Raw genomic sequence first — 12,998 nt, 5'->3', positions numbered from 1 at the left:
CGGCGTCCGCCGGTCACAGGTCCTGGATCAGCCGCAAGGTGTAGGCGTGTTCGAAGCCTGCGCCGATGCGGTCCCACCCAGCGAGGGATGTGGTGAGTGCGTCCGCGTCGTGGTCGAACCGGCCGCGGGCTCTGGTGAGGCAGGTGGTCGCCCAGTCGTTCTCCGTGGCCGTGGCCGACGCTGCCGCGAGTCGGTCTGCGGCGTCGGGCAGTCCACTCGCGACAGCCAGCTCCGCTCCGGCGGCGTGGGCGAACGCACGGTGCCAGTCCTGGAGCGGGAAGTCGGCAAAGGTGCGCTCCACCAGTACGCCGGCGTGGTCCATCCGTCCGGTGTGGAGGGCCACCCGGGCGTCGACGAACGCGGCGTACGCGTCCAGGTACCGGAACCGGGCGTTGCCTGCGACCTGCTTGGCCCTGGTCCGCCACAGCTGGAACGCATCGTCGTCGCCGAGGAGACCGTGGGCCAGCGCGACCGACGCGACCGCCGGTGAGAGCCACGCGAGCGGGCTTCTGGCCCGCTCGCAGACGTCCCAGAGGGCCAGACCGTCGCGTACGGTTCCGTCGAGGTCGCCCAGCAGTACCCGCGCTGGCAGCACCGCGCTCAAGGCGACGGCCGACTGCCCGCCGACGAGGTCGTCGGCCACTGCCAGCCTTGCCACGGACAGCGCGGTGGACGGGTCGCCGACGGTGACCGCGCAGGTGGCGGCCATGTGGTACGTGTCGGTGATCTCGGGTGCCGGGTACGGGTCGTCGCGGGACATATCGTCGAGCAGGGCCATCCGCTCGGTGGCGATCCGGTGCGCTTCGCGGAACCGGCCGGCGGCGAGGGCCGCGATGCCGATCCCGTCAAGGCCCGCGCTGATCAGCACCGGGTCGCCGGTCGCGCGGGCGGCAGCCACCGCAGCCGTCATCAGGCCGGGGTCGGGAGCGACCTTCGCCCCGTGGGCGTTCCACGCGTTCGCCGCGGCGAGATGGGCGGCCACGAACCGATCCTGGTGGTCACCGATGGCCATGGCCCGGTCGAGCAGGCCACGCAGCCGCTCGTGGGACACCTCGTCGGTGAACCCGGCCGGGTGCCGGTTTGCCGTGGTGACGGCGAAGGCGAGCGTGATCGCCTCGGCGTTGGCGTCCCCGGCCAGCCGCGCCTGCTCGGCCGAGGCGAGTAGCAGGTCGAAGGCCCGACCAGTGTCGATGAAGGCATGCGCGCTGTCGGAGGCACTGCGCAGGTCCCGTGCCGCCTCCCGCGGGGCGAGCGCCCGCCTGGCGGCTTCCTCGTAGTGGCCGGGGGCTTCGTGCAGGAACCGGCGGGCGTAGGTCAAGTGCCCGAGTGACCGGGCCAGTTGGTGCGGGACGACCTCGGAGCCGGGAGCGGCGGCGGCCAGGGCTCCGCGCAAGTCGTCGACGACCGCGGCGGCGTGTCCCGGACCAGCGCGGCCAACCTTCGCCTGTTCACCTCGCGATGCGAGCGATGGCGTGCCGGGCGAGGTCGCGGCATGCCTCGTCCAGCACGATGTAGTCACGACCCTGGTTGTAGATGATCACGCGGCGGCCGCCGCGAAGCCGTACCCCTTGCAGGGGGATGCGGCCCTCGCTACCCGCCATGCGGGTCAGGTCGGGCAACGCCGCGCCGGCCGGCGGGCCGATCTCGGCGAGCAGCTCGATCGCGTCCATCCCGATCCGGTCTGGCTCGGCCTCCTCCAGCAGGGTTTCGAGTACCGCCTCGGTGTCGCCGGTCATCCGCCACAGTGCACGGCCGGCCGCCACCCGCACCTCGCGCACCTCGCTGCGCAGCAGTGGCGCCACGTCACCGGCCAGATCGCGGGCGTCCCGGCCGATACGCTCGGCCGCCTGCGTGGCCAGCCGCGCACCGTACTGGTCGTCGCCGCGCAACCACGCGCCGAGGACAGCCAGCGCCTCCCCCGGATCGCCGCCGATCCGCCAGAGCGCCACAGCCGCCGGCGTGCTGGTGCGCGCGTCCGCCGACCGGAGAAGCTGCCGAAGGTGGTCGCTCGCGGGCGTGACCGCCGGGCCGAGCTCACCGAGCAGCGTGACCAGCGGTTTTGGCCACTCCGCGTGCCCGGCGAGCGCCAGCAGCTCGGAGCCCACGCCGTCGGCCAGTCCCGGCCAGGCGCGGATGCCGGCGAGTACCTGGTGCAGGTGCCACCGGTCGCCGGCCATCGGATCGCCGGCCAGGTAGTCGCGCACCGCGGGCAGCAGGTCGGCCGCCCGGTCGGCCATCGCCGCCAGGACGTCCGCAACCAGCGACGGCTGGTTGGGGTGCGCCGGGAAGGCCCGCGGGTCGGCGATGAGGCGCGCCACGTCGGCGGCGACCCGGCCGCTGTCGACGCGGGCCAGCCCGAGCAGTGCGCTCCACGCCACCGGCGGAGCGCTGTCGGCGCCGCCGTCCACCACGTCGGGCGTGGCGTCGGCGAGGAGGGCGACTAGCGGGTCAACGACCAGCGCGGTCGCCTGGCCGGCCCACGCGAGCACATGGGCGGCCTCCTGCCGTACCAGCGGCGCGGCGTCGCCGGTGAAGGTGGCGAGGACCGGCACGACCTCGGGCGGGGCGGAGCGCCAACGGGCCATCACGTACCAGGCGGTGCCGATCGCGTCGACCCGCCGCCAGGACGCCGGCGCGCCGCGTCCACGCGCGGCCAGTTCGACCGCGAAGGCGCGGTCGTCGGGCGAGGCAGAGCGCAGGAACGGGTACAGGTCGCCGCGCGACCACGCGAACTCGTCGTCGACGCCGGCGGGCGGGTCTGCCGCGGCGGCCAGGATTGCCTGCCTCTCCGCCGGCCCGAGTGGTGCGCTCCCCGAGGACTGGGCGGTGGTGGCCCAGCCGGCCGCTACGGCGGCGGCCGTTCGTGCCGGCGGTGCCGGGTCGTCGGCGAGCACCCGACGCAACCACGGCAGGACCTCGCCCGCGCGCCCGGTGTCGGCGGCCAGGGCGCCCACCGCGAGCACCGCGCTGGCGCGTGCGAGCGGGTCGGGCTCACGTCCGGCGGCGGCGCGCAGCGCCGGCAGCGTCTCCTCCGCGTGCCTCGGCAGCCCGCCGAGCAGCCGGGCCGCCCAGAGCCGTACCTCGGCCGTGTCCGCGTCGAGCAGCGGCAGCAGGTCGGGCAGGCGATCACCGAGCGCCCGCTGTACCGCGTCGCGCGCCGGATCCGTCACCTCTGGCAGGTTGGCGTACTCGTGTCCGATCGGGCGGGCGAGCCGGTCGTCGAGCTCTGGCGGCACCAGGTCGGCCAGGACCCGCACGAGGTTCGCCACCGGCCTGGCGACGACGAGGTCCACCAGGAAGGCAACGGCGGCCGGTGCGGCCGGCAGCGGTACGCCGTCGTTGCCCAGCTCGTACGACAGGTTGTCGGCGATCTCGTCGAGTTCCTCGTCGTCGGCGACGCGGGCATCACGGAGCAGGTCATGGACCACCGTGGCGGAGCCGGAGGTCGACTCCAGGCTCCGCCACGGCACGTCATCGAGGTTCGCGGACATCAACCACCATTCTGGTCATGTCAACATGCCGAGCGCCTGCCGGGCCATGGCTTTGGAGATGTTGGTGCCGGACGGGTGGGTCCAGGTCACCTTCTCGTGACCCCACTTGGCGAGGACCGGATTGCATTTCGCGCAGACAGCCCGGTCGGAGTAGATGGCCGCCACGTCGTCCGGCTGGATTCCCTTGCTGGTGAGCCAGTTGTCCATGTGGACCTCGGCGTGGACGTCGCCCTGCTTGCGCGGTGTGTTGGCGAAGGACTTGTAGTCGAAGATGTCCTCTCCAGTCGCGGTCTTGCCGACGCGGTACTTGACGGTGACGACTGTCTGGCCGCCCTTGATGGTGGTGCCGTCCGGGTTCTTGCCCTTGAGGCGGAACTCGGCCGCCTTCTTGCTGATGTCGGTTGAGCCGTATTCGACGTATTCGCCGCAGGAGCTGTTGTGGTCGAGCGCGCCGGTGCCGCTCTGCGTCTGTACGTAGTACGTGTGCAGGTCGTCGACGGTCAGGTTGTGCACGGTGGTGTGCTCGGTGCGGTGTGCGGTGGCGGCCACCAGGACCGCCGACCCGTCGACGTCGCGCAGGTGCTCGCCTGTCCGGACGTCGCCGGCGTCCACCCAACCCCGCTCGACCGTCCAGAATGGATGGCCATCGGTCGCTGTGACGGTGTTGGCCACGGACGGCGGGCCGCCGCCTCCGGCGCCGGCACCCACCAGAGTGAGGTCGACCAGTTCCTTGTCACCCGTGTTGGTGATGGCGGCGGTGACCTCTTCGGGCCGGGTCTCACCGGTTTGCGGGTCGGTCGCCAGGACGGTGTCGCCCGGCTGCACCTTCTCGATCGCCTTGGTGCTGCCGTCGGCCATCACCACCAAGGTGCCGGCAGCGAAGGAGTTCTCGCACTTGGTCTTCTTGCGCTTGGCGTTGGTGGCTTTCTTCGTTGTCTGTTTAGCCTTGCCCCCGGCGTCCTTGGCCTCGTCGACGGCGTTGCGCACGTTCGAGGCGTACTTCTTGCTGGCCGCCGCCTCGTCGGCGGTCTTGCCCGCCGCCTTGACGAACCGCGGTATGCCTTCGAGTGCCTTGCGGGCGGCGCGCAACTTGCCGTACGCCTCGACCAGGCGCGCACCGACGCCGATGGCCTTGATCATGACCTTGGCGGCCTTGAACATCTTGCCCCACGGCACCGCCTGCAACGCGGTCGATATGCAGGCGACGATGTCGCCCTCCGTGACGCACTTCTTGGCGTCGTTGAAGCCGACCAGATCGAGGATCAGATTGACGATCTCGTCGCCGATGCGGCTGATCAGCCCGTCGGCCTCGTCGACCACCTTCTTCGCCGAGGCATAGTCGGGGTTCTCCACGTAACCGTCGCCGCCGGTCGCGGAGGCCGTGGCGGCGCCCATGTCGGCCTCGTACTGCGCCCGGCACGCCGCGTCGGCCATGCAGGTGTAGTACGCGGCGTACGCCTCGCCCATGCCGTTGGCGCCGTCCGGGTCCATGCCGGATGGGTCGGTCAGCACGGTCGGCCGATTGTTGGCGTACGCGTACGTGGAGATGGCCGGTGCCGTCGAGTCGGTCGGGCCTGGATCGCTGGCGTCGAACCGGCCGGTGCTCGGGTCGTAATTGCGCGCCCGCAGGTGATAGCGGTCGCTCTGGCTGCTGTCGCGGTAGCCACCGGCGTACTGCAACGGGTTAGCAGGCGCGTCGTCGGTCAGCTTGCGGCCGCCGTCGGTGAGGTTGTCACCGCGCGCGACGCCGAACGGGTCGTACTCGTAGGCCCACTCGGGCGTCCCGGTCGGATCGACCACATCGGACACACCATTGAGCCAGTCGTGCAGGTACGAGTGTGCGGCCAGTCCTTCGCCGTTCGGTGCGAGCAGAGCCAGCGGACGCCCGTCGCCGCCGTACAGGTAGCCGCGCTCGGCGGTGCCCCGCGGACCCGTCTCGCTCTCGGCGGCGAGCAGCGGCAGCGCGGAGTTGACGTCCCACGACCACTGCCGGCGGACCGCCGCGTCACCCGTACCCGTCGTCGAGCCGACGCGCATCCCGGTGGCATCGTACGAGTACGTGGTCTGCTGGCCGTCCACAGTGGCGGACAGCAGGGTGTGGTCGAGCCGGTACGTGAACCGGTCCGAGCCGGCGCGGGTCTGGTTGCCCTCCAGGTCGTACTCGAAGGTGCGCTCGTTGGACACCGACCCGGTGGTCGTCTCCCGCATGAGCTGGTCGGCGCCGTCGTACGTGTAGGTGGTGATCTTGTTCTGCCCGGGTGCGACCACCTTCTGCGTGGTGCGGTTGCCCACCAGGTCGTAGGTGTAGTCGGTGCGCTCGGCGACCGCGCCGTCGCAGCTCTGCGCGCCGAAACACACCGAGGTGAGCCGGTCGGCGGCGTCGTAGCGGTACGCCGTCGCCTCGACCACCGTCGCCTCGCCGGGCGCCCCACGCGTGGACGTGATCCTGGTGGGGTTGCCGACCGGGTCGAGCGTCAGGTCGAACTGCGACAGGACCTGGTCGCCGCGCTTGCCGGACACGGAGGTCATGCGGGCGGCGCGGTCGTACGAGCGCTCCTCGACCACACCCGTGCTGGCCGGGTACGTCGTGCGGATCAGCTGGTCGGCGACGTCGTAGTCGAACCCGTAGCGGGCGGACGAGCCGCCACGGGACGCGGTCAGGCTGGTGACCCGATCGCCCGCGTCGTAGGTGGCGTCGACGCGGGTGCCGTTCGGATAGATCCGCGCGGTCACGTTGTCGTCGCTGTCGTACTCGTAGCGGAACGTCTCGTCGCCACGGGTGACCGTGGTCAGGCGGTCGGTGTCGTCGTACGTGCGGATCTGGACACCGCCGGGGTCGGCCGCGCTGGCCAGCCGGTTCTTGGCGTCATACCCGAAGGTGTCGACCTGCCCGCCGGCGCCGAATTGCTTGCGGATCAGGCGGTCGACGTTGTCGTACTCGTAGAAGATGGTGCGTGCTGGCCGGTTGGGGTCGACGCGTGGGTCACCCTCGACGATCCGGGCGGTCACCAGTTGGGTCAGGTTGCCGTCCGGGTCGTACACGTATTCCCGGCGGCGACCGATCGGGTCGGTGTGGACGGTGAGCCGGCCGGCACGGTCGTACTCCATCGACGTGGTGTGGCTGAGCGGGTCGGTGGCCTTGATGACCCGCCCGTCCGCGTCGTAGGTGTAGGTGAGCGCCTGATTGTTGGGCGCGTCCGGGCCCACCACCGAGGTCAGCCGGTCGGCGTCGTCGAAGGTGTAACGCGTGGTGTGACCGTTGGCGTCGGTCTTCGCGGTCAGCCGGTTGCTGGCGTCGTACGTGAAGCGGGTGACGCTGCCGAGCGGGTCGGTGACCGTCGCCAGGTTGCCCGCCGGGTCGTACGCGTACCGGGTGGTGAAGTCGTCCGGGGTGGCGCCGGCCACGTTGCCGCGCGGCTCGGTGACGGCGACCGGCCGGCCGTCGTCGTCGTACTGCCAGGTGACCACGCCGCCGGTCGGTGTGACCTGCCGCGTCGGGTTGCCGGCCTGGTCGTACTCGATCTCGGCGCCCGGCGCCGCGTCGGGGCTCGTGCCGTCGGTGCGGCGGTTGGCGGCGTCGTACGTGTAGCCGAGCTTCTCGCCGTTCTCGTTGGTCATCCCGACGACGTTGCCGGCGTTGTCGTACTCCACGCTGGTGGTCTTGCCGAGCTGGTCGGTCTGCACCTCGGGCCGGTCGAGCTCGTCGAAGGCGGAGTCGACCTGGACCCTGGCGCCGCCCGGCCCGTAGGGCCGGTCCATCCGGACCAGGTTGCCGTTGAAGTCGTAGTGGTACGTCGTGGTGAACTCGGCCGCGCGGTCGGGATCGGCGTTGCCGCGCGGCGAGGTTTCGGTGGCGACCCGGCCGGCCGCGTCGTACGTGAAGGTCGTCTTGTTGCCCTCGCCGTCGGTGACCGAGGCGCGCCGCCCACCTGCCGTGTACGTGGTAGCGGTGACGTCTCCGCGCGGGCTCTTCGTCTCGACCAGGCGGCTGGCCTTGTCGAACGTGAAGCGCACCGAATTGCTGAGCGGGTCGGTCTGCACGACCTGGTTGCCCAGCTCGTCGTAGGTGATGCGGAACGGCGCGGGCTTGCCGGGCTGCCACTGCTCGATGACGTTGCCGGCCTGGTCGTAGACCACCCGGGTGCGGAAGGCGTCCTTGTTGCCGCCGGGCACCGTGCCGCGCGGGTCGACGACCGATGTCATCCGGCCGGTGCCGTCGTACGTGAACTCGGTGCGCCGCCCCGTCGGCGCGATCTCCGCGACGCGGTTGCCGTGCGTGTCGTACTCGTAGGTGGTGGCCTTGTCGCGGGGGTCGATGCGCCGCGTGACGAGCCCGCGGTTGTCGTACTCGTATTGGTAGCCCTGGTCATGCGCGGGATTCGCCTGACCGGTCATCTCGTTGTTCTCGTTGAACGTGTACGACCACGTGTTGCCTCGCCCGTCCCGGTGGGAGGTGAGGTTGTTGCGTGGGTCGAAGACGTTGACCTCGGTGAAGGAGAACGGCTCGGGTGCCTTGCGCGAGACCGGATTGCCCTCGCCGTCGTGATGGGTTTCTTCCTGGTTGCCCTTGGGATCGACCACCAGGCCCTTGTGGAGCCGCTCGTCATACCGGTGGTTGACGACGTCGTTGTTGCCGTTCTGGCTGTAGATCAGCACGTTGTCGCGGTAGCCGTCGTAGACCACGACCCCGTCCGGGTCGGTGGTCTTGGCCTCTTGCCGGTCCGCGAACCACTCGAATCTGGTCAGCGCGTCGTGTGGATCGCGCTGCTCGGCAACGCGGCCGTTCGCGTCGTAGGTGTTGCGGACGTGGGCATTGCCGCGCGCGTCGGTCACCTGCGTCAGGCGGCCCGCGGCGTTGTACGCGTAGCTGTGGGTGTAGCCGCGCGGATCCTGTACCTTCAGCAGCCGGCCGTCCTGGTAGTCGAACTGGGTCGACCGCCCGTCCGGCAACGTGATCTTCGTGATCATCCGCAGGTCGGTGCGGTTTTCGATGCGGACCACCCGGCCGGACGCGTCGATCACCGACGTCAGCAGCCCCGACGTGTACCGCAGCGTCACGCCGTGGCCGCGGGCGTTCGCCACCGACAGCAGCTGACCCTCGGCGTTGAAACGCAGCGTGCGCTGGTCCGGCGTCACGAGCCGCCAGCCGTCCGCGACCGCGGAGAGCTTGGACCGGATGCCGGGCGGACGGGTGTAGCTTCCGTCTCCGGCCCGCGTGTAGACCGCCTCCGAACCGTCCTCGGCGCGAACCCGCACCGCGCCGCCCTCGGCGGCGACGACCCTGGCGTCATATGTCCAGGTCCACCCTGGACCGAACATGCCACCAGTTGGGTTGGCGGAGGAGTAGAACCGGGTGGCCTGGAACGGAATGCCGTACGAGGGCATGACGAAGTCGCGTTCGGTGCGGATGAACGCGCCGGTGGCCGTGTTGACCTGGGCGCCGCGGATGCCCTGCGGCGAGGTGGTCGGACCAAGCACGGTCGGACAGCCGCAGCCCGCGGCCTGCGCCGCGGGCAACGACGGCGGCGTCGCGGTCTTGCGCGGTTGGGCCGCCGCGGACGGCACCGAGATCGCCTCGGAACCGTCTGGCTGCACCACCGTGATGGTCGCGGTGTAGCGGCGCGCCGGGTCGAGCGTCCAGCCGTCGGCGGTGCCGAAGCTGCGGCACAGCGTGCGCGGCACCTGGCACTTGCTGAGGTCGCTCTGGCCGAGTGTCACCGAGCGCTGCTCAGCGCCCGACTCCACGTCGGTCACGGTCGCCCACCACTGCGCGAACGACGTGGGATCGCCCTCGACGACCTCGCCGTTGAAGTACACCACCAGCGACGTGTCGCCGAGCAGGAATCCCGGTCGTAGCAGCACATCGCGCGCCACCGTGGCCGCCGGGTCGGCCGCGGCGGCCCGGGCGGCGGCCGTCCGTGCCCGGTCCGCGGCGGTCGGCTTACGGGCTGCGCCCTCGGCCTTGGCTGCCGGCGGCACGACCGGCGAACGCTGCCCCTTGGGCAGGCCATGGTTGGGCAGGGCAGCGGCCGGCAACGGCCGCTCGACCGGTCCGGCGCCCGCGGGCGCTACCGGTGTTCGCGGTGCCGCACTGACCGGTCGGGCCGGTATCGCGATGAGGAGAGTGGCGGTAAGCAGGACCGCCAAGGCAGCGCAGAGCAGCATGAACCGACGCGAATGCCGCATTTGAAAACCCCCGTGATCGTCTGCGTTGAGCGTCAGTCGGCAGCCTATGGGAGCGTTACCAATGATCGGTAGACCTAAGTTTGTGATTTTCTTAAGGCAGGCTGTGCCATTCGAAATTAGCTGTATTTCCATCGGGTGTTCGGTTGGCGGGGCTTTGGATCTCAAGCGTTTTCGGATGAGTCGAGAGCATGGTGCCCGCGGACGATGGGCATTGATCGGGTGGGCCGACGTCCGCTCGTGCCTCGTTGCATGGTCGGCGCACGCCTGTGGGTCGGTGGCAGGATGAACCCGTGCGGGTCCTCTTCGATGGTGTGGTACCGGTCGCCTACGGCCAGACCTATGTGACCAGTCGCGAGCTGCCGGATATGAGCAGGGCGTTCGCCGGGCAGGCGAACGGCCTTTGCGGGGCCGGTGAGCCGGGTGCGCTGTTCCTGATGACCGGCACCCACTCCGGGCGGGTTCACTTCACGATCGAGCTGCATGACGATGAGCCGGCGACCGCTGTGCAGGAGTGGGAGGAGATCGTGGAGGTGTCGTTCCTGCCCAGGGATGCGGTGGTCGGGTTGGTCCCGTGGGGTGACGGGACGCTCGCGCGGCTGCCGCTGACTCCCGAGGGGCAGGACGCCGGCCGGTTGCCGGTCTATCGGGTGCGGTACTGCGCCGCAGGCATCGCCTATTTGCACGATTGGGCCGCCACACTGCCGCCGCCACCGACGCTGTGGGAGCAGGTCGAAGCCGAGATGCTGATGCGGCTGGAGAAGGAGCGCCGCGAGGAGGAGTACCGGCGTGGGCGGCGCTGGAGCGGGGCGAGCCACTGCCCGCCGAGTTCACCGACCTGATGGCGCTGCGGGCGCGGATCGTGGGTCAGGAGACCGTCACGTTCTCGATCGTCTCGCTGCGCCCGGCGGGCCGGGGTCAGGCTGACGCGCTCCGCACAGCCCTCGACGCTCCGGTGGACCCGGTCGCGATGGCGCTGCCGGCGCTGACGGCCGCGACCGAACCAGATCCGCTGCAGGCGGCGCTGGAAGCGCTGTGGGCCACGGTTTCACCTACGCCGGCCGGCGTGCGACGTTCCTGGCGCAGGTACGGCGGGCGGCGATCAGCTCCTCCAGCGTGTCCAGTGGCAGTGGCCCGTGGGCGAGCACCTCGTGGTGGAACGCGCGGATGTCGAACGCCGGGCCACGCGCTACGCGTGCGCGATCACGTAGCTGCTGGATGCGCAGCCGCCCGATCATGTACGCCAGCGCCTGCCCTGGCATCGCGATGTACCGGTCGACCTCGTTGGCGATGTTGGTCTCCGACAGTGCGGTGTTGGCCCGCATGTAGGCGATGGCCCGTTCGCGGGACCAGCCAAGGTGGTGCATGCCGGTGTCGACTACCAGGCGGCACGCCCGCCAGGCGTCGAACGACACCATGCCGAGCCGGCTCAGGTCGCTGGTGAACAGACCCATCTCGTCGCTCAGCCGCTCGGTGTACAGCCCCCAGCCCTCGCCGTGCGCGTCGAAGAACGCGAAGCGCCGGAACAGCGGCAGGTCATCGCGCGACTGGGCGACCGCGATCTGCAGGTGATGCCCGGGAACGCTTTCGTGGAATGCCAGCACCTCGTACTCGAATCGCGGCCGCAGGTCGGGTCGGTGGGTGTTCACCACGTGCGCGCCGGGCCGCGAGCCGTCCACGGTGGGAGCGATGTAGTAGCCGAGCACCGAGTTTTCCGCCTCGGCCGGGTCCATCTCGCGCACCACACACGGCGCGATGTCATAGCTGTTGAACCAGTCTGGCACCGCGTCCTCGGCCCGCCGCAAGGCGCCCGTGACCGTGTCGACGATCTCCTGTGCGGTGCCGAACCGAAGCCCGGGATCCTCGCGGAGCCGCACGAGAACCTCGTCGACGTCGCTGGTCCCCAGCGTCCGACCGCCGCGCTCGGCGAACTCCGCACGCAACCCCGCCACCACGTCCAACCCGATCTGGTGAATCTCCTCGGGCCCGAGCTCGGTCGTGGTGTAGGCACGGACCAGGTCGAGGTATGCGTCGGTACCGCCGGGCACGTGGCACAGCCCGACGCGCTCACCGGTCCGGCCGGCGGGCAACAGATGCTCGGCGAGCGCCATCCGGAAACGCACCAGCGCCGGGCGTACCCCAGAAGCGACGATGTCGGCGACACGCGCATCCGGTCGCAGCAGCGGGTCGCGTTCGATAGGCGTGGCGAGGTACGCGTCGACCTGGGCTATCGCCTGGCGCACGCCGAGCTCGGTGGGGAACCGCCCGTCGGCGGCCGCCTGCCGGTACCGCTCCACGTGCCGATCGAAGAAGCCGCCCAGCTTCTCTAGCCGGGCCAAGTACGCTTCGTCGGAACCGGTCCCCGCCGGCACGGTCGACACCACCTGTGCGAGCGGCCCGGCGATGCTGGCGGTGACAGCGACATCGGTGACACCGCCGCGCAGGGCCCGCTGCTCGTCGCGCAGCAGCCGGCTCAGGATCGCGTGGCTGATCTGGTTCTCTTGGTCGAGGGCGCCGCGGTCGACCGTGGCGAGCTCCGCGGCGAGTCGGGCCAGCTCGCCGTGCCGCCGCGCGGCGGCGGCACGGCTCGGGTCGGGCACCTCCGCCTCATACCCGGGCACGCCGAACACGCCGGCTTGGAACGGATCGCCGGCAAAATGCAGGCGGAAGTACTCCTCACCCAACCGGCCCAGCTTGTCCATCGGCGCGCAGCTCCCATCGTCCTAGCCGGCTGGACCCACCATATGCCCGGTACGCGGTCTCTGGCGCACCGCCGGTTCGAGGTGTTGGTGCGGGTGGTCAGCCGTCCACGCTGGTGTGGCTGGCCGAGCCGCAGTACGAGCCGGTGGTGTCGCCGCTGCCATCGACCAAGCAGACCCTCAGCTTCACCGTGTCGCCCGGCCGCACGTTGCCCTCGATGAACGGATCCCAGACGACGTCCGCGCCCGCAACCCCGTTGCCGTTGTACTTCGACCCGAGGCTGTAGGTCAGGTCGCCGGCCGAGGTGTGCTCGGTGACCCAGGCCCAGGCCCGGACCCCGTGGCTGTCGGAACAGTTGTCGCGGATCAGGACGTAGTCGTCGTTCTTGCCGCCGCCAGCAGCCCCCTCACCGTAGTCGACAAAGATGGCCGACCCGCACGAGTTGGTAGTGGTCGCGGCGAAGCCGTCGTTGTACGACGCGAACGCCGGGTTGGACAGCAACAGGACCGTGCCGATGCTCGCGGCGGCGAGCGTCAACAACCTGCGGGCGGACCGTCCGAACTGGAGTCTCATTTGCACTCACCCTGTTGAGAGACGCTGAGCGGGTATAGATCATGACGGACC

The 12,998-nt window shown here is 70.6% G+C and carries 6 protein-coding genes; 1 reads left to right on the top strand and 5 read right to left on the bottom strand.

Going from position 1 to position 12,998, the window contains the following annotated elements:
- Window positions 1-13: 13 nt before the first annotated feature.
- Genes V6V89_RS06790 through V6V89_RS06780 form a run of 3 tightly spaced genes read right to left on the bottom strand, consistent with a single transcriptional unit; the run spans window position 14 to window position 9,677 of the window.
- Window positions 14-1,393 (bottom strand): hypothetical protein, encoded by a 1,380-nt coding sequence (locus tag V6V89_RS06790; protein ID WP_334618105.1) that lies wholly within the window; start codon window positions 1,391-1,393, stop codon window positions 14-16.
- 55 nt (window positions 1,394-1,448) lie between these two features.
- Window positions 1,449-3,491 carry a HEAT repeat domain-containing protein gene (locus V6V89_RS06785; RefSeq protein WP_334618104.1) on the bottom strand — a complete coding sequence of 681 codons (2,043 nt, stop codon included), beginning with the start codon at window positions 3,489-3,491 and terminating at the stop codon, window positions 1,449-1,451.
- A gap of 15 nt (window positions 3,492-3,506) precedes the next feature.
- Window positions 3,507-9,677: a polymorphic toxin-type HINT domain-containing protein gene (locus V6V89_RS06780; protein ID WP_334618103.1), complete on the bottom strand. Its 6,171-nt coding sequence runs from the start codon at window positions 9,675-9,677 to the stop codon at window positions 3,507-3,509.
- 290 nt (window positions 9,678-9,967) lie between these two features.
- On the opposite strand from V6V89_RS06780, the gene V6V89_RS06775 reads away from it, so the two are divergent.
- Window positions 9,968-10,516, top strand: coding sequence for a hypothetical protein (locus V6V89_RS06775; RefSeq protein WP_334618102.1), 549 nt, complete (start codon window positions 9,968-9,970; stop codon window positions 10,514-10,516).
- Window positions 10,517-10,726: 210 nt separating this feature from the next.
- Here the strand turns inward: V6V89_RS06775 and V6V89_RS06770 are convergent, their stop codons facing one another.
- Window positions 10,727-12,376, bottom strand: coding sequence for a DUF885 domain-containing protein (locus V6V89_RS06770; RefSeq protein WP_334618101.1), 1,650 nt, complete (start codon window positions 12,374-12,376; stop codon window positions 10,727-10,729).
- A gap of 97 nt (window positions 12,377-12,473) precedes the next feature.
- Complete coding sequence (locus tag V6V89_RS06765) at window positions 12,474-12,947, bottom strand: hypothetical protein (protein ID WP_334618100.1); 474 nt, start codon at window positions 12,945-12,947, stop codon at window positions 12,474-12,476.
- Between the last annotated feature and the right edge of the window lie 51 nt (window positions 12,948-12,998).

It is taken from the genome of Micromonospora sp. CPCC 206061 (assembly GCF_036906915.1).
In the GTDB taxonomy this organism is placed as follows: domain Bacteria; phylum Actinomycetota; class Actinomycetes; order Mycobacteriales; family Micromonosporaceae; genus Phytohabitans.
The sequence above is the reverse complement of the archived record's forward strand: the minus strand, read 5'-3'. Positions and strand labels throughout refer to the sequence as shown.